We start from the raw sequence: 22,036 nt of genomic DNA on the forward strand, positions 1-22,036 counted from the left end.
CTGAAGCGGGGGCTCACGGGATCGCCGAAGTGCCGCCAGCTATCGATCACCTGTTCGGAGACCTGCGGCTGACGCTTGTTGTAATCGCAACGCGTCGATGCGCTGGCTCGCGATCAGCATTGAGATTCCCGTCAGTGCACTTGCGACAGGAACGACCAGCAGTCCAAACCCAAGCCCATTGGGCACTTTGGCCGCCGTCGCCGCATCACTCACCGCGCCGACGATCACGGGGCCGAGTGCCGGTCCCAGCAGGCCGGAGCCGATCAGCACGAGGCTGGACGCCATTGCCTGCCTGCCCGGTCCGGCAACCAGATGCGCGGCGCCGAAAGACCACGGCAGCATGAAGGCGAAGGACAGCATCCCCGGCACCAGCAGGGCGATGGACAGCCAGCCGGTTCGGACAAACAGCGCCGCTGCCGTCGTCACGCTGGCGATGAGCAACAAGAAAGCGGGGGGAGCGAGCACCCGTCCCGTGCCGGAACGGACCGCGCGGTCGAAGCCCGGTCCGCCTATGGCTGTCCCGATCAGGCCCATCAGCCCTTGTAGCAGCCCGAAGGTCAGTCCGACTTCGCTGGCGGTGTAGCCGTGGGTGCGCATGAGAAAGGGGGCCGCGAAGGCATAGAACGGCGTTGCGGCGAAGCCGACGATAACCGCGCCGATGAACAGCCAACGAAACCCCGGGGATGACAACAGGTGCAGGCTTGATTGCAAAAATGGCTCTCTGTCTATTGCTTCGCGCCTGAGCGGCTGCGTGGATCGCGTGATGGCAATCGTCAACATGACGAGCAATCCGCCGATGACGCCCGCTCCCAGCAACACCGCGCGCCAGCCCAGCCTGTCGCCGATCGTTCCGCCGCCGGCGAAGCCCGCCATCGTGCCGAGCGGAATGCCCATCGAGAAAATGCCGATCGCAAGCCCACGGTGTTCGGGCCTGATCCGGCGAGCAATCAATGCATGTGCTGCGGGAGTCGCGCCAGCCTCACCGAGAGCGACGCCGAACCGGGTAACTGCCAGAAAGAGGAAACTCGCGGCGAGACTACCGAGTGAGGACATGACGCTCCAGATGAGGATGCACAGGATCAGAACACGCCTCGGCGAGCCGCGATCGGAGGCACGCGCAAGCGGCAGTGACATGAGTGCATAGCAGACAGCGAAAGCGATGCCGGTGACGAGGCCAAGCTGGGTGTCACTCAGGCCGAGCTCGCGTTTAATCGGCTCCGCGAGGATGAAGGGAAGTATCCGGTCAATCTGGCAAAGCATGTTGACGATGAGCAGGATCGACAGCAGCGCCCAGCTTTCCCGACCGGAAGCATAACTTTCCGACGACGGGACGGACGCGGGAGGCGCGCGCTCCAGAGAAGGAGACGCCCAGGGCAGGAGATCGCCCTTCATTTGACGCCCCGCGCATCGCCGGAGCCGAACACCACGCCGGTGAGCCGTTCGGACTCGACCCACAGCCTTGCGGCGACGCTCTTGTCCAGCGCGCGGGGAGGCACCTTGGCCGGGCCGGGATAGCCGCGCGTTTCACTCACCCGGTCCGGCCCGTAATACCCGCCCGGCTTCGCATCGGGCGAGGTTGCGGCGAAGAGAGTCGGCAAGGCGCCCTGCCAGACGGGTTGCGTCATTACGGGGCGCAGGAGCCGCAGAAGAACGCCGATACGCCCGTTTCTACCCGGAGCACTAGCCAGAAGATCGGTGCGGGAAAGGCCGGGATGCGCGGCCATGCTGGTTACACCCCAGCCGCTGGCCTTGCTCCGTCGCTGCATTTCAAAGGCGAACATTAGGCAAGCGAGCTTCGACTGGCCGTAGACCTGCATGGGCCTGTAGCGCCGATGTGCCTGCAGATCGTCGAAATCGATCGCCCCGCCCCGTGCGGCGATGCTCGACAGCGTGACGACGCGCGCATCCTTTCCACTTCGCAGCAGCGGCAGGAGATGGGCGGTGAGTGCGAAATGGCCGAGATAATTGGTGCCGAATTGCAGTTCGAAGCCGTCCTCGGTTACCAAGCGCTTTGGCGGGTTCATTACGGCCGCATTGTTGACGAGCAGGTCCAGGCCGTCTCTCTGATGCCGCAGCCGTGCCGCGAACGCCGCCACGGATTTGAGGCTCGCGAGATCGACTTCTTCGAAGCTGATATTCGCCGATGGAATTTCGGCGCGGATAGTAGCGACCGCCTCCATGCCCTTCTGAGGATTCCGGCCCGCGAGGATCACCTCGCCGCCCGCTCGCGTCAGTGCCCGGGCCGTCTCTAAACCAAGTCCCCTCGTGCCGGTGATGACGGCCGAGCGGCCTTTTTGCGACGGGATGTCGGATACAGTCCATCGTGTCATGATCAGCCTTTCCACAGATTCGCACTTGGTGTAAAATGACACTACACCGAGTGCGTTTTTACACCAAGGGAAATTTATGACTCAAACCAAGGATAGGAGTCCGCCCGGCGAAGGGCTGCGGGAGCGCAAACGCCGCGAAACCGCTCGACGCATCAAAGAGGCCGGAATCCGCCTGTTCATTGAGAAGGGCTATGATGCGACGACGCTTGATGACATCGCGGCGGCTGCGGACATTTCGCGGCGAACGTTCTTCTATTATTACAAGTCCAAGGACGATATTCTGCTGACCATGCAGGCGGGCACGGGCGATATTCTTGCGGCTGCGGTGAGGGACGAACCACAGGACAAGCGCCCTTTGGACGCCGTGCGCGATGCGATCGTGAAGGTTTGTGCACCGATCCCGGCTGACGAGATGATTGTCCTCGATCGGTTGATGCGCTCCAGTGACGCTGTCCAGGCGCGCAAGGCGGTCATATATATCCAGCATGAGGGGACGCTGTTCGCGGCCCTGCGTGAAAAATGGCCTGAGCCGGGTCAGGGGGCTGCTCTCAGGCTGGTTGCCATGCTTTCCATCGGGATTATGCGTCTTTCGCTCGACACCTTTAGTCGAGAGGGGGGCAAGCGCTCCCTCGTGGCGTTGGTGCGTGAAGCATTCGACGCGCTGGAGGCCGAAGTCTGATTTTCGTTGGTGGCAATTTCCGGCAGACCGAGTGCTTCATCCTGAAACTAAACATAGTTTCTAGGTTGGGGCTTTTCTCGGACAGCGGTGCGATTTTCGGAAACGGTGTCGCACGATTGGACCGATGTAGCTACCAGTTTACCGGTTATGATGTGCTTTCGTGATCTGCCCCGAGGGGTCAAAGGCGTCGGAGAGAGATGCTGACACAAATATGAGGTAGGACGCCTTTAACGAGGATATCGATAGGCTTTGCACTTTGGTATGATTGTTAGGTTATGCGGCGAGACGGGGTATCTCGCGGTCCACCAATCGCAAGTATCGTTGGCTGCCTTCCCCCGCAACCATCTGAACTTGCGATGCGAACGCATCATGAACCCCAGTCCGGAAACGGCCTGGGGTTTTCGTTTGTCCGCCTGACGCGACCGTCAGGATGCCGGCAAGGTCGCCCCGGACGTCGATCTGTAGTCCCTTGTCGGATGGCGTGAGGATGATGGCTTCGATCAGTGAGCGGATCACCTCGGCCGCCTCCTGGCGCTTCTCGCCCAGTTCGGAATGCAGCATGTCGTGCAGGCGTGCGAGTTGCCGATGATAGAACTCCGCCATCTGGGGATGGAGCAGGGGCGGGGGCGCCTCGGCGGTCGCGAGGAAGTCCGTCAGTTCCACCTTCCGGGCTTCGAGTTTCGATCCGCGTTCCTTGACCGTCTCGATGGAAATAGCTTCCGAGAGGTAGAGATCCATCAGGCGCTGGATGTCGCGTTCCACCCGCTTCAGTTCTGACTCGCTCGCGCCGATGTCGGCCGATGCCTCCATGCGCAGCCGGTTCATCTCGGTGGTGAAGGCCGTGCAGAATTCGGCGAACAGGTCGGGGTTCATGAGATGGTGGCGCAGGGCGTCGAGGACGCGGCGCTCCAGCTCCTCGCGGCGCATATTGGTCCGGTTGTCGCAGGTGCCCTTGTTGCGCGCCGTCGAGCAGCCAAGCAATGCGCCGGAGATCATGGAATAGCCGCCACCGCAGCAGCCACATTTGCTCAGGCCGGAGAACAGGTAGCGCGGGCGGCGTTTCTCGCGGAAATGATCGGGCGAGGATGTGTCGCTTGTATTCCGGCTGGCGCTGACGCTGGCCTGTCGCGCCTTGACCGCGTCCCACAACTCCTGGTCGACGATCCGCAGTTCCGGCACCTCCTGGATCACCCATTCGGATTCCGGATTGGGTCGCGCCTGGCGCTTGCCGGTATCGGGATCCTTGATGAAACGCTGCCGGTTCCACACCAGCCTGCCCACGTACATCTCATTATTGAGGATACCGGTACCGCGCAGCCGGTTGCCATTGATGGTCGAGAAGCCCCAGGCACCGCTGCCAGGGGCAGGGATGCCTTCGTCATTGAGGCGGAAGGCGATCGCGCGTGGTCCCAGCCCGGCCGCGAAATCGCGGAAGATGCGACGGACCACGTCGGCTTCCGCTGGATTGATGGTGCGGTCGCCCCGGATCGGCTCCCCATTGGCGTCGAGCCTGCGCACCACGTCATAGCCATAGGCGTTGCCGCCGCCGGACTTGCCCTGTTCGACGCGCCCGCGCAGGCCGCGATGCGTCTTCTCGGCCAGGTCTTTCAGAAACAGGGCATTCATCGTGCCCTTGAGACCGACATGCAGATGCGACACCTCACCCTCGGAGAGGGTGACGATCCGCACACCGGCATAGTTCATGCGCTTGAAGACGCCAGCGATGTCCTCCTGGTCACGGGAGAGGCGATCCATCGCCTCGGCCAGCACGATCTGGAACCGGCTGCGCTGTGCGTCCGCGATCAGCGCCTGGATGCCGGGCCGCATCAGGGAGGCGCCCGAGATCGCGTGATCGGTATACTCCTCGACGATGCTCCAGCCCTGTTTTTCCGCGTGGGTGCGGCAGACCCGAAGCTGGTCGGCGATCGAGGCATCGCGCTGGTTATCGGAGGAATAGCGGGCGTAGAGCGCGACCTTCATGACGAGGCATCCCTTACGGTCCGGAGCGGCGGCGCTGCTCCTGTTGCTGCGACCGGAACCAGTCCCGTGCCGCACGACGGGCCATGAGGCGGACCAGCGTTACCAGGCGCGGGTCGGGGGCATTGGGCCTCAGGACGAGCCGTAATTCGGGCTCGGGCGGCCGATACGCCGGGGCAATGAACTGGCTGGGTCTGTCCGTCATCGTCGCTCTCTTCCGACCGCAAGGCAAGGAAAACAGACACACGATCCGGACAGATGACTGTTATTTCAATGGAAATACGCAATATGGAAAGTCGCGCTTGTGCGTGTTCCAGCGTACGGAATCGTAGTTATGGGTAGTCCCGGATACAGGCGCGTCGTACAAATACTGGTGTATGGCGGTGGCACGGAGAGAAAATTTGAACCCCTTCTGCTTTGGCCTGTCCATCGTAAATGATTTTGGAAGATTAGGACCGCCTGATATTGTGGCAGATGGGGGAGGGACACATGTACTACCAATGGTCTTTTTGCGAGTTGGCTGGTCCAATGTTCTCAGGTCATGAGGACCGTGAAATTATGGAAGACCTCAAGCTTCGGTCGCCGCCACCTGAGGATATTTTCTGCTTTCCTCTCGTTGACATTTGGCGTGCGCGTGTATGGAATTTGCTGAGTGACTACGTTACCGCTGATGTGAAAGCGGCATTCGTTCAAATGTCTCCTGAATGGATTGCGTCCGACGATCTCAGTTGGCTGGATGACCTGATCTTTGATGTTACTGGCAAAATCTGTCAGACGAAGGATCTACTCGGCAGTCGCTTACGCCAAGAATATCGTGCTTTCCGAGTTGGGCACGCGACAAGAACGAACGATTTGTCATCCTTCTATAAACATGGATTGCGCTTTCTCAGGGCGGGAGAAATAGAGGATCGTGCGCGATCAATTTTTCTTAATGGCCAGTCGCTAGATGCGACAGAGGACCGGCTTCAGAAGGCTATCGACGACCTTCATGCGCGTGACACACCAGGCGGCCGGGAAGGCCATCTTTACTTCTGCGCAAACGAGCGCAGTCTCATCACACGACCTGGTGGTTCCGGCCACTATCTCATCTATGGCAGCGAATATCTTTATTGCTTGGGCATGCGCATGGCCAGTACTTGGGAGACCAAGAGGTTATTAAAAGGGATAGGGCGACCGACAATGTTCGTCTGCGATATACCGATGGCGTTCATACCTGCCTCGACGTTGCAGGAATTCGCTGGGATAATCATCGCTCATCTTTTTTGTGAGCTTGTCGATGAGCTGAATTCGGATGCTCTACACTCCAGCGCAGGGTCTGCTTTAAGCCTTGCTGTGGATATCTCTGCTGACCATATTGTTGGCCATTACCATCCGCAAAAGATCTACGACCCATTGTGGTCGGCATAACAAACGGCCAAGAGATAAATATTCGCGCGGTATTTTGTGGGGCGATACTTCTTCTGTTGGGGAAGTTGGGCCATTTAGAGCTTAAATTCTAGGTGGCATATGCGCGGTGTCCAAACGACGATGAATCAGGGAAACCATGGTGAGCAGGTCCTCTGCATCTTCCTTCGACATGGACCAGTGGATCCGTGCCTCGTGTGCGGTGGGGTTGCGGAACATCCCGAACGTACCGCGCACCAAATTGGCAAATCCGCTCTGTTCGCTACGCTCGCTTGCAGTCGCCCGTGTATTGATCGCTAGAAGGGGAGGGTTGCCACCAAGCACACGATCCACCAGAACTGCGCCGTCGTCCGTCAGGCCAGTACGATTACGCATTTTATCTGCGACACTTTTCACGGCTTCCTGGACCGCGTGGAAATAATTGTCGGCGAGAAGTTCGCTTCGGCAAAATGCCAGCACGTCCGGGTGCAGACCTCGCCCTTCAAGGTCAGCTCTCAGCTCTCGTGCGCGACGTTGGGCTTCGGGCAAAGTCTGAGCGGCTTCTGTAGTGGTGAGTGTGCCACTCTGATCGACCACCAGTCCAGAAAATGCCAGAGCCCGATTTAGCAGGGCTCTCATTGGCTCATATCGTTGAGGTTCACGGCTGTAACGCGCTGGCTTCATCGCAAGGCGGATGAACTCCAGAACATTCGTTCGATTTTGCTTACGGTTCTGACAGTCGACGAAAGCATTGTAGATGCGGATGCGTTTCGTCAGTGGGCCGGGGTCAACCATCTTGCTGGATACGAGGAGGTGTTGGATTTCAGAACCTGAAAGGCCGTCGGTCGTATCGCCTAGGGCATCCGCGATAGCTTCTAATTGATCTTGAGAGAAAAGAGCCATGTTCAACCTTATAGATCACAGGCAGTGGGTGGTCCGATAATAGATTCTGCATTTGTGCAATAATTTCGTTAAATCGTAACGGGTTATGTAATGTAGCACAAACTTAAACGTCATCGAACTGACGATCCTAAAACAATAGAGAAGACTTGGGGCGCTGCCCCCGGCGCACTTCGCAACGTCTTCCGCCCAGCTTCCTTCGCTGCGCTCCGTGCAGCCGGTTCCCCGCGAAGCCGTCACTCCGTTTGCACCCCCGCTGCTCGCCGCGAGGCAGAGGAACAGCGGGGGCTGTTCCTCGCGGAACAAAGGGCAAAGACCATGACCGGCAACACGAACACGGCGACCGATTTCCGCAATACCATCCTCAACGGTGATAGCGTGCAGCTTATGCGCACACTCCCCCGCAATGCGGTGGATTTCATCCTGACAGACCCGCCTTACCTGGTGAACTATCAGGGCAGGGACGGGCGGAAGGTGCGCAACGACGATAATGCGCGCTGGCTCCGGCCGGCCTTCAATCAGATGCACCGTGTCCTGAAATGGGGCGGGTTCGCCGTTTCGTTCTATGGCTGGAACCGTATCGACCTGTTTGCCGATGCCTGGAAGGCGGCCGGGTTCCGCATGGTCGGGCATATCGTCTTTCGCAAGTCCTATTCATCTTCTTCCCGGTTTCTCCGGTATGAACATGAAAGCGCCTACCTGCTGGCCAAGGGGAACGTGACACCCCCGGCAAGCCCCATCCCGGACGTGATCGACATGCCCTATTCGGGCAATAAACTGCACCCGACGCAAAAGCCGGTGGCGGCGCTCCTTCCCCTGGTGGAAACCTTCTGCCCGGTGGGTGGGCTGGTTCTGGACCCGTTCGCCGGTTCGGGTTCATCTCTGGTGGCGGCGCAGCATATGGGGCGTGACTGGCTGGGTATGGAACTGGACCCGGACCACGCCGCGACGGCAATCCGCCGGCTAGCTTGGCACGGGACGGGGAGGGTAGCGGCGTAAGCTGCCCCCTTCTTCACCTCACCGAATGGCCGGAAAATCGCGCCGGTCCCGATGGACCGGCGGCGGGGCGCGCCGCTGCCCGGCGCGTGCGGCGCTCGCCAGCGGGGCCGGCTCGCAGATGGCCTGGCCGGAAAGACGGCATTTCTGGTACCGGGGCCGCAACGCTGCCTGGGCAACGCGCCGCGTCCACGGCGCGAGCGGAAGGCGCCAACAGGGGCGCCTCGGTCATAGTCCGGCGCGCTCCGCGCGCTGCCCTGATCGTGAAAACAGATCCAGAAACCCCACGTCTATTTGATGGATATTCCTGAATCGTTGCGGCATGTGTGTGGTGTTCCCCCTCGTGGAAAGGACGCGATCCATGCTGCTCGGTCTCGGTATTATCCTCGGCTTTGCCAGTATCGGCTTCCTGTGCTGGCTTCCTGTGCTGGCTTCTGTCTCTCTGCGCGGTGTATGCCGCGCCTCTGTTCGTGGCGGCGATGGTCTGCACCATGCTCTACGACCATGCCATGATGTCCGGCGCCCATGCTATCCTCGCGGGCATCGCCGCCGGGATCGTGGTGCTGGCGACCGGTCAGGCGATCCTCGCCTCCTCGCGCGATCCCGCCCTGCGGGTTTCCGTGTCCGCGCTGCTCGCCCTGCCGGCCGCGCTGGCGGGATTTGGCATGACGCTGGGTTTCAGTGGTGTGGACGATATGGGCACTATCCCGGCCTACCTTTTCGCGACCTTCGGGGCGCTGTGCGTCGGCGGGGCGGCGTGGACACGGCTCTGTGCCATCCAGCCCGCGTAAGTTGCCGGTGGCAGGATCCCTGATCCGACCGGGTCAAGAAGGTCAGCGTGGGGCGGTCAGTCCCCGTTGCGCGAGTACGGGCGGACCAGGGTTCAGGATAGGCAGCGCCTTCCTTTCAGCGAGAGATGCCCGGCACAGTCCCAACCGGAGTAAAACGGCGACCAGCTTCGGTGCGGAAAACGCATGTCGTTCTGCCGGCGTGACTGGCGGCCTAGCGTCAACGTCCGGTCTGTCGAGCAGGAAGGGCAGGGAACATGGTACCGGCCAGCGGGTTCTCCCGGCGACGGATACGGTTCGACCCGTATTTTGTCTGGAAACGGATGTCCCCCGACACCCTGAGCCCCTGTTACGGAACACGACGGACTGACCTGTCTCTCCACTGGGCTGACGGTGCCGCACACCATGGCCTCTCGATATGGCCGATCTGCCCGAAGACCGGCTGCGCCTCGCCCGGCTATGGCGCAACGGCGTCCCGCAACTTTCTTCCCCTGGGCTGCGCCCATTCCTCGCGCATCAACAAAGTTTCGTACCGCCGTCCTCCGCGTTGCTCCGGCCTGCAAGCAGGTGCGCCGCCGGTCGCCTCCGGGCTGTCGATGGCCATCGAGGCCGTGGTGGTCGCGGCCCGATACAAGCCAGGAGACAGGACAATGATCATCGGTTCTTTCAAAAAGGTCGGCGAGGGTTACGAAGGCGAAATCGTCACCCTGACACACAAAATCCGGGGTATCCGCTTCGTGCCCGAAGCCAACCGGGCCAGCGACAATGTTCCCAACTTCCGGGTCCAGATCGGCAAACTCGAAGCCGGGGCAGCCTGGATCAAACACACCACGGACTGGCGCGAATATCTCAGCGTGAAGCTGGACGATCCGACCCTTCCCGGTCCGATCTTCGCCAGCCTCTTCGAAGAGGAGGGCGGCGCCTACAACCTGGTCTGGAGCCGTCAGCGTCCGCGCAACGGGGACTGACCACTCCCGGCCCCTCCGGTTCGCCGGAGGGGCTTTCTTCTTCAGGCCAGTTATGGCTTCCCGCCGGTCGGTGCCTCTTCTGTCGCGACAACGTGGCTTTCATCCAGTAACGCCGCCGGCCGCACGCCCAGCGCCTGCGACGCATGCCACAGCGAGAGCAGCGTCGCGTTCTGGCGCCCGGTCTCGATCCAGCTGATATAGGCGCGGTCCACGCCCATCCGTTCCGCCAGGGCTTCCTGGCTGAGACCGGCGGCGCGTCGCAGGCGCCTCACGTTCGCGCCGAAAAGTCCTCGGATGTCCATCCGCAGGATAGGAACGATTTGTGTATTATCGCGCTACGTATTATAATACACGGATGGTTTCTCTCCCGCCGGAGTGATGTGCCGAGCGCATCACGTAATGCCGGAAAAACCGACATTTCCCGCCCGCGTAGCCTGAATCTTCCTCCCTCCTCCAAATAATCCCTATCTGGTCAAAGATTTTCGGGATCACCTCCCTGAGTCTTCGGGACTACCCGTTTCGGTCCTGCACCGGATACTGGGTCGAATCCATGACATATCGGGGGAGGGGGACGTGCCGACAATCCGGCCGTGGGATGCCGCACCCCTTCGTCGCGCCTACGCCGGGCTCGACCCTGCCGGTCTCGCCCAGGAATGGCTGCGACACAATCCGGCCTATCGGCGCGATCATGCAGCAACCATGACGATGGGCAAGGTTGACGCCGAGGCATGGCGCGCCTTCGCCCGTCGCTGGGGGTTGCGTTTTCCCTGTCGATCCTGATCTCCCCGCCTGGCTTGCCCCCGCATTCTGGGATCCGGACATCGCGCCGGAGGTCGCCGTGCGTGGCGACGGGGGTGACATCCTGTCCCGTCTCGCGCCATACGCGCGGGCACGACATGACGGTCCCGATGGTATCCATCTTGTGCTGGACAGCGCAGCGGGTCCGCTGCGCATCGTCATTGTCGTCGATCGGCAGCCTGATGTGGCGGGAACCTGGTTCGTCATCGATGATGGACACCTCGCGACCCGTCTGGCCTGCGTTGCGCGCTTCGGCCGCCTGCTTGTCGGCCAGGCGCCCGGTCCTCCTCCCTCCACCGTGCGCCTGAGCCCACCGAAGAAACTGCGTCAGGTCCGCATGCTCTGCATCGCGGACGGCCGGCGCATGGGTGTGACAGTGCGCCGGATCGCGGCGGGCATCTACGGCGAGCGCATCCTGCACCTGTCCCGCAACGAATGGCGTGCCAGCTCATGGCACCGGGCTTTCTATCGCGATCTCGACGGTGCCGCGTTCTACCAGAACGGCGGTCACATCGCCCTCCTTCAGGGGCTGAAGCAGGGGGGTGACATTTTGGCGGCCTGAACTTTGTCATCCCTCCCCAGAGCACGTCTTCCGGCAGCGTCCCCTCATGGGCCGCAGCATCCCGCCAGTGGCCCGATCCACCGGGAGGAACACCCCATGCGTGTCCAGCCGACACTGCCACCGCGCTATCTGCGCACCCCGGACGCGGCCAATTTCGTTGGCCTGTCGATCCGCACTCTCGAAAAACACCGGAGTTGCGGCACCGGTCCGCTCTACCGCCAGCTTGGCGGCCGGATCGTCTATGCCGTGGAAGATCTCTGTGCCTGGGCCGACCTGAACGTCCGGCTCTCCACGGGTGACGGTGGCGGCATTCCCATGCCGTCCGATCCCCGCGCTTATATCATCCGCTTGCAGGCGAAAGCCATTGAGTTTTCATACTCCCGAAAGGACTTCTCTCATGAGCCAGATCGGATTTTTCACCCGCACCCCTGATGGTTTCGCCGGACGGGTGCGCACCCTGTCGCTGGACGCGGAACTGACCTTCGTGCCGGCGGAAAACAATGGCGCGGAACATGCCCCCGATTACCGCATCCATCTCGGTAATGGCGATTCAGCATTGGAGATCGGTGCCGGGTGGAAACGCACCGGGGAACGTGCTGGCGAGTACGTGTCCGTGCTCCTGGACGATCCCTCGTTCATGCAGCCAATCCGCGCCACGCTGTTCCAGGCCGGGCGCGGCGGGCGTGAATGGCAACTGGTGTGGAACCGACCTACGAAACGTCCGGGAGGTCGGGAATGAGTCGCCGGTTTTCCATGTCCGCCGGCATGCTTGCCATGCTCGCGCTGCCGCTCTCGCCAGCCATCGCCCGCGCGCAGGATTTCGACGATCTGGTGCATCAGGCGGCGGAACGGAACGCGATCCCGCCAGCATGGGTGAGGGCCGTCCTCCATGCCGAAAGCGCTGGCGATCCGCACGCGGTCTCCAGTGCGGGCGCGATGGGCCTGATGCAACTCATGCCGGGTACATGGAAGGACGTACGGCGCACGCTCAATCTAGGTGCCGATCCCTTCGATCCGCACGACAATATTGCGGCCGGGGCAACCTATCTGCGATGGCTGCACGACCGCTACGGCGATGCCGGATTTCTCGCCGCCTACAATGCCGGTCCCGGTCGTTATGACGACCATCTGGCGACCGGCCAGCCATTGCCAGCCGAGACGGTTTCATATGTCGCGTCTGTCTCCCGGCTGATCAATGACCCGTCGTTCAGCGTGCATTTTTCCATCACTCCAGCACGTGACTGGGCCTCTGCTTCGCTCTTCATTTCCGGCAGCGAGAATGCGTTTTCATCGTCATCCCGGGGCATTTTTTTAAGCCGATCCGGGCAGGGGATTTTCACCCCGTCCGCGCTCTTCGCAGGTCATGTCCGTAGCGCGCCGGGAGTGGGTTCGGCACAGGGGGCGGTGCAGAGGAAGTGAATCACGAAAACCCCGGAAAAGGACTGAAAAAGTTAGGGCTGGATAAAAGGCCGCACATCGCGGCCCGGTCGGGGTGGCTGTTTTCCGGGGTTTTTGAGGTTTTGACGCGAGGTGCGTGGATTTCCCGCACCTCGCGTCAAGGTGTCATCTCTTTGATCCGACGTGATATTCCGCGCGGTGCAGGACATTTTTCATGAATAGGGGTGAGGAATTCCGGGTTCGACCGGGGCGCATCCGCTCCACCCGCGCCCGTCAGGCGCGGCCCTTCGTGACGCAGGTGCTGGCGTCGGTGCAGCGGGCCGGTGGCCGGGTGTCGCGTACGGGGAAAATCACCTCTGGCCGCCGCTCCAGTTTCGGGCGCGGCCGGGCCGCTGCTCAAGCCACCAATCGCCTGCTGACCAGCCGTTCGCGGGGCGTCGTGATCAAGGCCCGCGTCGTGCGACATGCGCCGCGCGCCACACCATTGGCGGCGCATCTTTGCTATCTCCGCCGGGAGGGTGTGACGCGGGACGGTGAGGATGCCCACCTGTTCGGGAAGGACAGCGACGACATACGGGCCCCGGACTTCGCCGAACGCTGCGACGGCGACCGCCACCATTTTCGTTTCATCGTCTCCCCTGAGGACGCACCGGAGATGTCGGACCTGCGGGCCTTCGCTCGCGATCTGATGAGGCAGATGGAAGCCGATCTCGGCACGAAACTCGACTGGGTCGCCGTCGATCACTGGAACACAGCACATCCCCATTTGCACGTCATCGTCCGGGGCGTTGCGGAGGACGGTTCCGATCTGGTGATCGCCCGTGATTATATCCGCGAAGGCATGCGCGCCCGTGCCCAGGATCTCGTGACGCTGGAACTCGGGCCGCGTACCGATCACGACATCCACCTGGCGGTCGAGCGGCAGGTGAATGCCGACCGCTGGACTCAATTGGACCGTCAGCTTCAGAGGGACGCTGGGGAAGATGGTGTCATCGTTCTCGGGCGCGCGTCGGGCAAAACGCCGGACGCTTTCGCCACCGTGAAGCTGGGTCGCCTGCGCCGTCTGGAGACCATGGGGCTGGCGCACCAGGTCGGGCCGGATCGCTGGCAGATGGACGAGAGCGCCGAGGCAACCCTGCGGGAGATCAGCGAGCGCAACGATATCATCAAACGGATCCATCGGGGGCTGGCGGAACAGAAGATCGACCGTGCCGCGTCATCCTGGGTAATGGCCGCCGAAGATACCACCGATCCCGTCATCGGCCGGCTGGTTGATCGCGGCCTTGATGATGAGCTGCGCGGCACGGCCTATGCGGTGATCGATGGGATTGATGGACGCACGCACCATGTCCGTCTGCCGCATCTCGAAGCCGCAGGCGACGGGGCGGTCGGTTCCATCGTGGAACTGCGACATTTCACCGACAAACAGGGACGTGACCGTGTCGCGCTGGCCGTCCGTTCGGACGTCACGCTGGAGCGGCAGGTGATGGCGCAGGGGGCCACCTGGCTCGACCGGCAGGCCATCGCGCGGGAGCCTCTTGCCCTGGCGTCCACGGGGTTCGGCGCCGAGATCAAAGAGGCGATGGAAAAGCGGACGGATCATCTGGTGGAGCAGGGGCTGGCCAGCCGCGACGGCGGAAGCATCCGCTACGCCCGGAACCTGATCGCCACGCTGCGCCAGCGGGAGCTGGAAACGCTGGGCCGGAGCCTCGCCGTGACGTCAGGGATGCCGTTCCGGCGGAGCAGCGAAGGCGATCCCGTCACGGGCACCTATCGTGAGCGTTTCAACCTGGCGTCGGGCCGGTTCGCCATGATCGACGACGGACTGGGCTTCGAGTTGGTGCCATGGTCGCCGTCACTGGAAAAACACCGTGGGCGGGAAGTATCGGGCATCATGCGCGGGGATGGAGGGATCGACTGGTCGTTTGCGCGGAAACGTGAGCTTGGGCTGTGATGACCATATGAAGTGAAAAAACAGTTATCAGAGAAAAGCCATTAAATTTTTATCATCAGGACCGAGTGCCTCAATTATTCTGCATTCCCTTATGTTTCCGCCATCGCATGAGTCGATCAGGATATGTAGTTCTCGTCGCAGGGCAGTGAGATCGGCAATCTTGCGATCGATTTCATCAAGATGCTCTCTGGCGATATGATCGACGCTTGCGCAGTCCTGGCTCCCATTGCTCGATAGAGTCAGAAGGTTGCTTACCTGATCAAGCGAAAACCCGAGATCCCGCGCCCGGCGGATAAAGGAAAGCCGCCCCAGTTCAGACGGGCCATAGACGCGGTAATTGCCAGCCGTGCGGGGAGGGGCCGGTAGCATGCCGATTTTCTCGTAATAGCGGATCGTCTCGACTTTTGTGCCGGTCGCCTTGCCCAGTTCCCCGATCGTCAGTGCCATCCCGTTGCTCCGCTGCTATTCCTGTCCGCCAAAATGGTAGCGGATCCCACCGTTGATGACCCGTCCGTCCAGCGGCGCCCAGGCTTCGACCGTCCAGGCACCATCGGGCTCCCGGCGGGACAACAGGAGCGGATCGTAATGTGTCTGGCGGACATTCAGCAGGTTCTCCGCGTTCACGAACAGGGTGACCCGGCCCAGGATCAGTTCCCCCATGGCACCGATCAGAACATAGGGATGGCCACGTGTGCGATAGGGATTGTCCTCAAGGAGTTGCGTGCCTGTGTAATAGGCCTCAAGACCGATCTTCCCGCGATCTTCCTTCTCCCACATCGCCGTGAGACCGCTGGTATGACGCGGCGTCAGGGGCACCATCCTGCGCCCGATTCCCGAAGGTGACGGTTCGGTCGCGTTGACATAGACATAATTGCCCGTGACCGAGAATCCCTCCCATCGATAACGCAGCAGCAATTCCGCGCCGCGTGTGCGGGTCTGGCCCGCCACGTTGACCAGTCTGGCCCGGTCTGCGCCGTCGTCGTCCAGCCGGACGGCATTCCTGATGTTCGAGCCGAACAGGGTAATGTCCCCCTCGAACCCTCCGGCTTTGTAACCGGCCTCGACGGAAGCCGTGTTGGCCGTTTCCGCCTTCAGTCTTGCCAGCGGTTCGAGGCGGGAAAGTCCGACTTCCTCGATTTCCTCGACAAAGGGTGTCGGCGCGTAAAAGCCACGGGCGACGGTACCCCTGAAGGTCCAGTGTCCGGGACGATAGAGCAGCGACAGGCGTGGGCTGACCCGCGAACCGTAACGATTATGATCGTCCCATCTGAGACTGCCGGCAAGCGTCAGGTTTCTGGTGATATCCTGCTCCACCTGCCCGAAAAGTGCCGGCACGGTGTAGCTGTAGTTGAAGTTCTGGAATTCGTGAGAACGGAACAGATCCGCCTGAAACGCCGCCCCGGCAAGCCATGATGTATGGCCGGTCCGGGCGGTGAAAGTGCCTTCGGTAAAGTAGCTTTGTCGCTGGTCGTGCTCGACGGTCTGGCCGAAGCGATAATCGCTATCCTGCGTCATTCCTGATGCACGCAGATGGATGGCACCTAATCCAAGTGGAATCTCCGCGACCATGCCGCCATCGATACGCCTGCTATCGAGTGTCTCCGCAAATGCCTGACCGTCCGGCGCGTCATGTCCCGGCATCGTGCCGCCCTTGCGCTGTTCGGTCATAGCGCCGAGCGTCATCAGCAGCGAGGCACCGCCCGATCCAGACCAGAAGAGGCGTGGTCGGACATTCCACCGGTCATAGCCCGGCATGTCGGCCCAGCCGTCATGATTAAGGTCCTGTCGTGCCTGCCGGTCATAGCCAGCGATGATGGAACCGCTCCAGTTCCACTTGAGTGGCGTGGCCGCATAGATGGCGGCGTCCTGGCCATTGCGGCTGGTGCCGTTGACGATCATGTCGGCTTCCGGCTTTGAGCCCGGCCGTTTTGCGACGAGATTGATCACACCACCCAGCGCGGACGGGCCATACAGGGCTGACGCGGCACCCTTGATGATTTCAACCTGTCCGAGATCAAGCGGCGGGATCTGAAGCAGGCCGATACCGGGCATCTGGCCGCCGTAAAGCGGCAGGCCATCGGAGAGAAGCTGGGTGTAGCGTCCCTTCAGGCCCTGGATGCGGATATTCGCAGCACCCAGGGTGGGGGAGGTAATCTGCGTTCTGATGCCCGGCGTCTCGCTGACCATCATGGCGATATTGCCCGGGGTCATCATCAGTTTCTCTTCGATTTCCTCCCGATCCAGCACCTCAACCTTGATAGGTTCCTTTTCCGCGCTGCGCCCGGAACGGGTGGCGTGGACGACAATCTCCTCGCTTTTCTCGTTGTCACCTTTTCCAGGTTCACCTGCTTCGTCCGCTCTTGACGGCTTTGTCGATAGCGTCAGTAGGGCAATAATGGCCCACAGCACCCGACAGTGAAAATGAGCGTTTCGTGCCAACCAGCTACTCCGGGACGAGACAGAGGGGGATCCCCGTATCGTAGAGGTTTTAAGGGTTGTAGCTGCTACAGGGTCAAGCGGGCGGGTTATTCCAGGTATTGACCTCTGAGTGGTTACAATTTTCCACGATGGCTACTCCCGTGGGGTCTGCCGCAGGCTTCGATCTTTCTGATGCGCGATGATCCCTCGTTTGACCGCCGCGAATATGTCTACCGGCAGGAAGCCCCAGGCAAAACAGTCGGGTTGATTGCGTGAAACGGGCCGCAGATCATAGCCCGGCCACACGAAGCGGTTGAGTTCGGCGGTTATGATCCAGGACGGTTCGTCATCCAGCCCAAGGCGTCGTTTGACGTTTGCCGGGAGTGCCACTGCATGTGGGTCGTCCGGTTGGGAATGGGTGATCGGCACGACATAAACCTGGCAGTCGCCGTCAGTATCGGCGGCAGCAACCACGATGGCACAGGGCCGGGCTTTCCGGCCTTCCTCGGCACCGGCGCGATGCTGGTCATGCCAGAGATAGGAATACGAGATGACCAGGCCAGGCGTCGGCTCGGGAATGGGCACGATGCGCGCTTACTGACCGACAGTGTAGCGGTGTTCCTCGGGGATCTCCGCAGCTTCGATCAGGGCAATCTCATGATCGTTGAGATCGGTCGCGGCGATGGCTTCGCGCTGGGCCTGTTTCAATGCGTGAAAGGTCTGGGCCGAGACGATATAAACCGTCTCCCGACCATACTTCGTGACTTTCACCGGTTCGGTGAGCGCACGGTCATGATAGGCGCCGAAATTCTTCTGCACGTCGGATGAGGTCACGGTCGTGGACATGGAAGCACCCTTCCTTTTTATCTATCTTCCGTAAGATACGGATTTCTGGTCGGGCGTGCAAGACCGGATTCCGCAACGCGCAAGTATTTCTTCGCTCCAGCCCGCTCTGGTACGATGGGTGCCGGATCATGCTTGCACGCGGGAAAACCCCGGTTCTTCGCTGTCTCCCATGACAAGGGGAGGGATCGATGGACCAGCCGGGAACACGTATCCAGTGGGGGCAGGCGCTCATGGTCCTGTCCATGATCGTGCTGTCCTGGTGGACGGCGACACAATGGACGGCCTGGGAACTGGCGTTCCAGCCAGAACTTGGCCGCCCGTGGTTCACCATCCTGCACCGCTGGCCGGTCTATGCCCCGCCGCTGTTCTTCTGGTGGTGGTACGAGTTCGACGCTTACGCCCCGGCGGTCTTCGCGCGCGGCGCCTGGATCGCGGGTTCGGGCGGGGTGCTGGCTTTTGCAGCGGCCGTAGCGCTGTCCGTCCACCGCGCCCGCGAGGCGAAGCGCGCCGCGACCTATGGGTCCGCTCGCTGGGCCGAGGATGCGGAAATCCGCGCGGCGGGGCTGCTGGGCGAGGACGGCGTCGTGCTGGGCAAATACCGCCGCTCCTATCTCCGGCATGACGGTCCCGAACACGTCCTGACCTTCGCACCGACACGCACCGGCAAGGGCGTGGGCATGGTGATCCCCACACTCCTGACCTGGCCGGGGTCGGCCATCATACATGACATCAAGGGCGAGAACTGGCAGATCACCGCCGGTTTCCGGAATCGCTTCGGGCGGGTGCTGCTGTTCGATCCCACCAACCCGGCCTCCTCGGCCTACAACCCGCTGCTGGAGGTCCGGCGCGGGGCGTCGGAGGTTCGCGATGTCCAGAACATCGCCGATATCCTGGTCGATCCCGAGGGGTCGCTGGAACGGCGCAACCACTGGGAGAAGACATCCCATGCCCTGCTGGTCGGGGCGATCCTGCATGTGCTCTACGCCGAGGACGACAAGACGCTCGCCGGGGTGGCGAAATTCCTCTCCGATCCGAAGCGGTCGATCGAGGCGACCCTGTCGGCCATGATGCGGACATCGCATCTCGGGAAGGCAGGGCCGCATCCCGTCGTGGCGTCGGCGGCGCGGGAACTGCTGAACAAGTCGGACAACGAGCGCTCCGGCGTGCTGTCCACCGCCATGTCGTTTCTCGGTCTCTACCGCGATCCGGTGGTGGCCACCGTGACCAGCCGCTGCGAATGGCGGATCGGTGATCTGCTGGAGGGCGATCAGCCTGTCTCCCTGTATTTCGTCATCCCGCCGTCGGATATCAGCCGCACCAAGCCGCTGATTCGCCTGATCCTCAACCAGATCGGGCGGCGGCTGACGGAGGATCTGTCTGGTCGGGAGGGGCGGCGTCGCCTGCTTTTGATGCTGGATGAATTTCCTGCCCTTGGCCGGCTGGATTTCTTCGAGAGCGCGCTGGCCTTCATGGCGGGCTACGGGATCAAGGCGTTCCTGATCGCGCAATCCCTCAATCAGATCGATAAAGCCTATGGCCAGAACAACAGTATCCTGGACAATTGCCATGTCCGGGTCAGTTTCGCGACCAATGACGAGCGCACCGCGAAGCGCGTGTCCGACGGGCTGGGCGTGGCGACCGAGATCCGGTCGCAGAAGAACTATGCCGGGCACCGGCTGTCGCCCTGGCTCGGGCATCTCATGGTCTCCCGTCAGGAAAGCGCGCGGCCCCTGATGACAGTGGGGGAGGTCATGCAGATCCCGGCACGGGAGGAAGTCGTCATGGTGGCGGGCTGCCCACCGATCCGCGCACGGAAAGCGCGGTATTTCCGGGACCGCCGTTTTGTCGAACGTGTCCTACCGCCGCCCGATCCGGCACAATTGCCACGGCCTGTCCGGCCTGATGACTGGAGTGGTCGCGCGCTTCCCGCCACCCTGTCACCGGAGAAAACGTCGGCGGCGGAGCCCGACAAGCCCGACGATGCCGATAGTGATGAATCCCTCGGCACAGGGCGGAAATGGTCGCGCGAGCATGACCCGGCGGAAACCGGCAAGCACAGGGCGCGCACCGCACCCGATCTGTTTGGTGAGGAACCGCCACCGGATCCGGAAGCACGGGACCGTGCCGACCTGACGCGGATCGCCCGGCAGGCCGGGCTCGACCGTGGCAACGATCTGGGTCTGTGAGGGCGTGATGAGGACATCCCCAAAGAAGGCGCGGCTGTCGGTCTATCTGGAACCGAAGCTGCTGGACGCCCTGACCGCTCATGCGGCGCGGCGCGATCTGTCCCTCTCCCTGGTGGCGGAAGCGGCCATCGCATCCTTCCTGTCGCCCGATGCTGACGAGCGACGGGAAGTGAATTGCCCCGGGTTTTGTGGAGACGTTTTTATCTGAACTACGCAGCTAATGCATGTGATTTCTGTTGTGCATAAAAGCGTGCCTCAGCTTCTGCTGGGGGGATGTTTCCAATGGAGGACAGGATCCGTCGATTGTTGAACCAGTCGACCCATTTAAGTGTTGCCAGTTCAACCGCTTCCCTGTTTTTCCATGGCCCCTGCCGATAGATGAGTTCGGTTTTGTAAAGCCCGTTAATGGTCTCCGCCAGGGCGTTATCATAGGAATCTCCGACACTGCCGACAGAGGCGACCAGTCCGGCTTCAGCCAGTCTTTGCGTGTAGCGAATGGACACATATTGACAGCCGCGGTCGGAATGGTGGGTCACTTTTCCCTCAGGCCGCCTCTGGCACAGAGCCTGCTCGAGAGCATCCAGTACGAAGTCGGTATGGGCAGTGGACGAGACGCGCCAGCCCACAATAACCCGTGCGAATACATCAATGATGAAGGCCACATAAACAAAGCCCTGCCATGTGGAAACGTAAGTAAAATCCGAAACCCAGAGCCTGTTGGGGGCTGGGGCATGAAACTGGCGCTGCACCAGATCCCGTGGACAGGGCCGTGCCGGATCGGGCCGTGTGGTTCTGATCCCCTTGCCACGAATGACGCCTTTCAGTCCCATCCGGCGCATCAGCCGCTCTACCGTGCAGCGGGCGACATCCAGACCTTCACGTCTGAGCTGATGCCAGACTTTGCGCGCTCCATAGACACAGAAATTATCGGTCCAGACCCTGCGGATTTCATGATACAGTTCTTTGTCTTTCTGGCTGCGCACACAGGGATTTTTCTGTCTCGCCCGATAAGCATAATAGACAGATGGTGCAATCGACAGAACCCTGCAGATTGACCCGACACCATATGTCTGCCGATGCTCCTCAATGAAGCGTGTCATGGCCTGAACCGGCGGTCGAGTTCCGCCTGGGCAAAATATGCCGACGCCTTGCGCAGGATTTCATTGGCCTGCCGCAGTTCGCGGTTCTCTCGCTCCAGTTGCCTGATCTTCTCTCGATCTGGCAGTTCACTCACCGCAGGCGCATTGGCACGTTCATGCAGACGGGTCCATTTTGACAGCGTGTCAGGATGAATATCCAGCTTTGGCGCTATCATCATCACCGCGGACCAGCGTGATGGATGGTTCTTCTCTTCCTCCAGAACCATGCGGGCTGCACGCTCGCGAAATTCAGGCGGAAAACGCTTCGATTTGTTGCTCATGAATTCTTCTTACCTTACGGGTCGTTCTGTCTCCACAAAACCCGGGGCAATTCAAAGCGGCGATGAGCCGCAGGCTGGATCGCCTTGACCGACAGGTCGCCCGCATGGAGCGCGATCTCGGGATCAGCCTTGAGACGCTGGCGCTGTTCATCCGCTACTGGATGACGGTCAGCCCGCCCTTGCCGGAACCAGCGGCAGCCGCAGCGCGGGCGCAGGGCGCGGAACGGTATGAGGCGTTCGTGGCGGCCCTTGGCCGACGACTCAGCCGGGGGCCATTCTTCCGGCAGGAGATCCCGGAGGATGTGCCTCCCACATCGGAATCATGATGTCCGCGATCCGCAAGTAAAAACCGCATCCGCTACGATCCTGCACGATCGCAGGAAAATGCTGTTGAAAACGGGAGAAAACAGCACTCTCTAATGATCCCCGTCGT

At 61.4% G+C, this 22,036-nt stretch carries 23 protein-coding genes, 2 pseudogenes and 1 other annotated feature; of the genes and pseudogenes, 15 read left to right on the forward strand and 10 right to left on the reverse strand.

What is annotated here, in order from left to right; genetic code table 11:
* Positions 1 to 39: 39 nt before the first annotated feature.
* Positions 40 to 1,392: an MFS transporter gene (locus LKE90_RS11905; RefSeq protein ID WP_291501495.1), complete on the reverse strand. Its 1,353-nt coding sequence runs from the start codon at positions 1,390 to 1,392 to the stop codon at positions 40 to 42.
* Entirely contained in the window at positions 1,389 to 2,330 is a 942-nt protein-coding gene (locus LKE90_RS11910) for an SDR family oxidoreductase (RefSeq protein WP_291501496.1), read from the reverse strand. The genes LKE90_RS11905 and LKE90_RS11910 overlap by 4 nt, the downstream gene beginning before the upstream one ends.
* A gap of 76 nt (positions 2,331 to 2,406) precedes the next feature.
* On the opposite strand from LKE90_RS11910, the gene LKE90_RS11915 reads away from it, so the two are divergent.
* Positions 2,407 to 3,009 carry a TetR/AcrR family transcriptional regulator gene (locus LKE90_RS11915; protein ID WP_291501497.1) on the forward strand — a complete coding sequence of 201 codons (603 nt, stop codon included), beginning with the start codon at positions 2,407 to 2,409 and terminating at the stop codon, positions 3,007 to 3,009.
* 273 nt (positions 3,010 to 3,282) lie between these two features.
* Here LKE90_RS11915 and LKE90_RS11920 read toward each other — a convergent pair whose 3' ends face one another.
* Positions 3,283 to 4,989 (reverse strand): recombinase family protein, encoded by a 1,707-nt coding sequence (locus LKE90_RS11920; RefSeq protein ID WP_291501498.1) that lies wholly within the window; start codon positions 4,987 to 4,989, stop codon positions 3,283 to 3,285.
* Between LKE90_RS11920 and LKE90_RS11925 the strand changes: the two genes are divergently transcribed.
* A complete protein-coding gene (locus LKE90_RS11925; RefSeq protein WP_291501499.1) occupies positions 4,988 to 5,134 on the forward strand; it encodes a hypothetical protein in 147 nt (48 codons plus the stop codon). The genes LKE90_RS11920 and LKE90_RS11925 overlap by 2 nt on opposite strands.
* 341 nt (positions 5,135 to 5,475) lie before the next feature.
* Positions 5,476 to 6,393 carry a hypothetical protein gene (locus LKE90_RS11930; RefSeq protein ID WP_291501500.1) on the forward strand — a complete coding sequence of 306 codons (918 nt, stop codon included), beginning with the start codon at positions 5,476 to 5,478 and terminating at the stop codon, positions 6,391 to 6,393.
* An 81-nt stretch (positions 6,394 to 6,474) separates the two neighbouring features.
* Here the strand turns inward: LKE90_RS11930 and LKE90_RS11935 are convergent, their stop codons facing one another.
* On the reverse strand, positions 6,475 to 7,272 hold the full coding sequence (locus LKE90_RS11935) for a TIGR02391 family protein (protein ID WP_291501501.1): 798 nt from the start codon (positions 7,270 to 7,272) through the stop codon (positions 6,475 to 6,477).
* Between the two features lie 315 nt (positions 7,273 to 7,587).
* Here LKE90_RS11935 and LKE90_RS11940 point away from each other — a divergent pair, with 315 nt between their 5' ends.
* From LKE90_RS11940 to LKE90_RS11950, 3 genes are all read left to right on the forward strand, one after another.
* Positions 7,588 to 8,268 carry a DNA methyltransferase gene (locus tag LKE90_RS11940; protein WP_291501502.1) on the forward strand — a complete coding sequence of 227 codons (681 nt, stop codon included), beginning with the start codon at positions 7,588 to 7,590 and terminating at the stop codon, positions 8,266 to 8,268.
* Between the two features lie 389 nt (positions 8,269 to 8,657).
* Complete coding sequence (locus LKE90_RS11945; RefSeq protein ID WP_291501503.1) at positions 8,658 to 9,056, forward strand: hypothetical protein; 399 nt, start codon at positions 8,658 to 8,660, stop codon at positions 9,054 to 9,056.
* A 647-nt stretch (positions 9,057 to 9,703) separates the two neighbouring features.
* Positions 9,704 to 10,021: a DUF736 domain-containing protein gene (locus LKE90_RS11950; RefSeq protein WP_291501520.1), complete on the forward strand. Its 318-nt coding sequence runs from the start codon at positions 9,704 to 9,706 to the stop codon at positions 10,019 to 10,021.
* 50 nt (positions 10,022 to 10,071) lie between these two features.
* Here LKE90_RS11950 and LKE90_RS11955 read toward each other — a convergent pair whose 3' ends face one another.
* Entirely contained in the window at positions 10,072 to 10,323 is a 252-nt protein-coding gene (locus tag LKE90_RS11955) for a helix-turn-helix domain-containing protein (RefSeq protein ID WP_182975229.1), read from the reverse strand.
* 271 nt (positions 10,324 to 10,594) lie between these two features.
* On the opposite strand from LKE90_RS11955, the gene LKE90_RS11960 reads away from it, so the two are divergent.
* The 6 genes from LKE90_RS11960 (at position 10,595) to LKE90_RS11985 (ending at position 14,733) form a co-directional block, all read left to right on the forward strand.
* A complete protein-coding gene (locus tag LKE90_RS11960; RefSeq protein WP_291501504.1) occupies positions 10,595 to 10,801 on the forward strand; it encodes a transcriptional regulator domain-containing protein in 207 nt (68 codons plus the stop codon).
* 58 nt (positions 10,802 to 10,859) lie between these two features.
* Complete coding sequence (locus LKE90_RS11965; protein ID WP_291501505.1) at positions 10,860 to 11,381, forward strand: DNA -binding domain-containing protein; 522 nt, start codon at positions 10,860 to 10,862, stop codon at positions 11,379 to 11,381.
* Between the two features lie 96 nt (positions 11,382 to 11,477).
* On the forward strand, positions 11,478 to 11,813 hold the full coding sequence (locus tag LKE90_RS11970) for a helix-turn-helix transcriptional regulator (protein WP_291501506.1): 336 nt from the start codon (positions 11,478 to 11,480) through the stop codon (positions 11,811 to 11,813).
* Complete coding sequence (locus tag LKE90_RS11975) at positions 11,779 to 12,120, forward strand: DUF736 domain-containing protein (protein WP_291501507.1); 342 nt, start codon at positions 11,779 to 11,781, stop codon at positions 12,118 to 12,120. The genes LKE90_RS11970 and LKE90_RS11975 overlap by 35 nt, the downstream gene beginning before the upstream one ends.
* Complete coding sequence (locus LKE90_RS11980) at positions 12,117 to 12,800, forward strand: lytic transglycosylase domain-containing protein (RefSeq protein WP_291501508.1); 684 nt, start codon at positions 12,117 to 12,119, stop codon at positions 12,798 to 12,800. The genes LKE90_RS11975 and LKE90_RS11980 overlap by 4 nt, the downstream gene beginning before the upstream one ends.
* 193 nt (positions 12,801 to 12,993) lie before the next feature.
* The gene (locus LKE90_RS11985) at positions 12,994 to 14,733 is read left to right on the forward strand and encodes a relaxase/mobilization nuclease domain-containing protein (protein ID WP_291501509.1); all 1,740 of its coding nucleotides are present in this window, start codon (positions 12,994 to 12,996) and stop codon (positions 14,731 to 14,733) included.
* Between the two features lie 27 nt (positions 14,734 to 14,760).
* Here the strand turns inward: LKE90_RS11985 and LKE90_RS11990 are convergent, their stop codons facing one another.
* The 4 genes from LKE90_RS11990 to LKE90_RS12005 form a co-directional block, all read right to left on the reverse strand.
* Entirely contained in the window at positions 14,761 to 15,180 is a 420-nt protein-coding gene (locus LKE90_RS11990; RefSeq protein WP_291501510.1) for a MerR family transcriptional regulator, read from the reverse strand.
* A gap of 15 nt (positions 15,181 to 15,195) precedes the next feature.
* A complete protein-coding gene (locus LKE90_RS11995) occupies positions 15,196 to 17,172 on the reverse strand; it encodes a TonB-dependent receptor plug domain-containing protein (protein ID WP_291501511.1) in 1,977 nt (658 codons plus the stop codon).
* Between the two features lie 132 nt (positions 17,173 to 17,304).
* A complete protein-coding gene (locus tag LKE90_RS12000) occupies positions 17,305 to 17,736 on the reverse strand; it encodes a hypothetical protein (protein ID WP_291501512.1) in 432 nt (143 codons plus the stop codon).
* A gap of 9 nt (positions 17,737 to 17,745) precedes the next feature.
* A complete protein-coding gene (locus LKE90_RS12005; protein ID WP_012222748.1) occupies positions 17,746 to 17,997 on the reverse strand; it encodes a type II toxin-antitoxin system Phd/YefM family antitoxin in 252 nt (83 codons plus the stop codon).
* Positions 17,998 to 18,185: 188 nt separating this feature from the next.
* On the opposite strand from LKE90_RS12005, the gene LKE90_RS12010 reads away from it, so the two are divergent.
* Together LKE90_RS12010 and LKE90_RS12015 are read left to right on the forward strand one after the other, a co-directional pair.
* Positions 18,186 to 20,183 carry a conjugal transfer protein TraG gene (locus tag LKE90_RS12010; RefSeq protein WP_291501513.1) on the forward strand — a complete coding sequence of 666 codons (1,998 nt, stop codon included), beginning with the start codon at positions 18,186 to 18,188 and terminating at the stop codon, positions 20,181 to 20,183.
* Positions 20,184 to 20,190: 7 nt separating this feature from the next.
* A pseudogene (locus tag LKE90_RS12015) lies at positions 20,191 to 20,352 on the forward strand (ribbon-helix-helix protein, CopG family); the annotation flags it as partial.
* Positions 20,353 to 20,392: 40 nt separating this feature from the next.
* Here the strand turns inward: LKE90_RS12015 and LKE90_RS12020 are convergent.
* A protein-coding gene (locus LKE90_RS12020) for an IS3 family transposase (RefSeq protein ID WP_291501409.1) occupies positions 20,393 to 21,603 on the reverse strand; the annotation gives its coding sequence in 2 pieces (ribosomal slippage) (positions 20,393 to 21,318 and positions 21,318 to 21,603; 1,212 coding nt in all).
* Positions 21,209 to 21,325, reverse strand: a sequence feature (AL1L pseudoknot). (Overlaps the previous gene by 117 nt.)
* A 53-nt stretch (positions 21,604 to 21,656) precedes the next feature.
* Between LKE90_RS12020 and LKE90_RS12025 the strand changes: the two are divergent.
* Positions 21,657 to 21,929 (forward strand): annotated as a pseudogene (locus tag LKE90_RS12025) (CopG family transcriptional regulator); the annotation flags it as partial.
* Positions 21,930 to 22,036: the final 107 nt, after the last annotated feature.

The organism is Acetobacter sp., from assembly GCF_022483985.1.
Taxonomy (GTDB): Bacteria; Pseudomonadota; Alphaproteobacteria; order Acetobacterales; family Acetobacteraceae; genus Acetobacter.

Excerpts from the sequence above, each read along its gene's own strand:
- LKE90_RS11985 (WP_291501509.1), top strand. The coding sequence starts at position 12,994 with ATGAATAGGGGTGAGGAATTCCGGGTTCGACCGGGGCGCATCCGCTCC.
- LKE90_RS11990 (WP_291501510.1), bottom strand. The coding sequence starts at position 15,180 with ATGGCACTGACGATCGGGGAACTGGGCAAGGCGACCGGCACAAAAGTC.
- LKE90_RS11980 (WP_291501508.1), top strand. The coding sequence starts at position 12,117 with ATGAGTCGCCGGTTTTCCATGTCCGCCGGCATGCTTGCCATGCTCGCG.
- LKE90_RS11975 (WP_291501507.1), top strand. The coding sequence starts at position 11,779 with ATGAGCCAGATCGGATTTTTCACCCGCACCCCTGATGGTTTCGCCGGA.
- LKE90_RS11935 (WP_291501501.1), bottom strand. The coding sequence starts at position 7,272 with ATGGCTCTTTTCTCTCAAGATCAATTAGAAGCTATCGCGGATGCCCTA.
- LKE90_RS11940 (WP_291501502.1), top strand. The coding sequence starts at position 7,588 with ATGACCGGCAACACGAACACGGCGACCGATTTCCGCAATACCATCCTC.
- LKE90_RS11955 (WP_182975229.1), bottom strand. The coding sequence starts at position 10,323 with ATGGACATCCGAGGACTTTTCGGCGCGAACGTGAGGCGCCTGCGACGC.
- LKE90_RS11915 (WP_291501497.1), top strand. The coding sequence starts at position 2,407 with ATGACTCAAACCAAGGATAGGAGTCCGCCCGGCGAAGGGCTGCGGGAG.
- LKE90_RS11905 (WP_291501495.1), bottom strand. The coding sequence starts at position 1,392 with ATGAAGGGCGATCTCCTGCCCTGGGCGTCTCCTTCTCTGGAGCGCGCG.
- LKE90_RS11925 (WP_291501499.1), top strand. The coding sequence starts at position 4,988 with ATGACGAGGCATCCCTTACGGTCCGGAGCGGCGGCGCTGCTCCTGTTG.
- LKE90_RS11970 (WP_291501506.1), top strand. The coding sequence starts at position 11,478 with ATGCGTGTCCAGCCGACACTGCCACCGCGCTATCTGCGCACCCCGGAC.
- LKE90_RS11950 (WP_291501520.1), top strand. The coding sequence starts at position 9,704 with ATGATCATCGGTTCTTTCAAAAAGGTCGGCGAGGGTTACGAAGGCGAA.
- LKE90_RS12010 (WP_291501513.1), top strand. The coding sequence starts at position 18,186 with ATGGACCAGCCGGGAACACGTATCCAGTGGGGGCAGGCGCTCATGGTC.
- LKE90_RS11920 (WP_291501498.1), bottom strand. The coding sequence starts at position 4,989 with ATGAAGGTCGCGCTCTACGCCCGCTATTCCTCCGATAACCAGCGCGAT.
- LKE90_RS11930 (WP_291501500.1), top strand. The coding sequence starts at position 5,476 with ATGTACTACCAATGGTCTTTTTGCGAGTTGGCTGGTCCAATGTTCTCA.
- LKE90_RS12005 (WP_012222748.1), bottom strand. The coding sequence starts at position 17,997 with ATGTCCACGACCGTGACCTCATCCGACGTGCAGAAGAATTTCGGCGCC.
- LKE90_RS11910 (WP_291501496.1), bottom strand. The coding sequence starts at position 2,330 with ATGACACGATGGACTGTATCCGACATCCCGTCGCAAAAAGGCCGCTCG.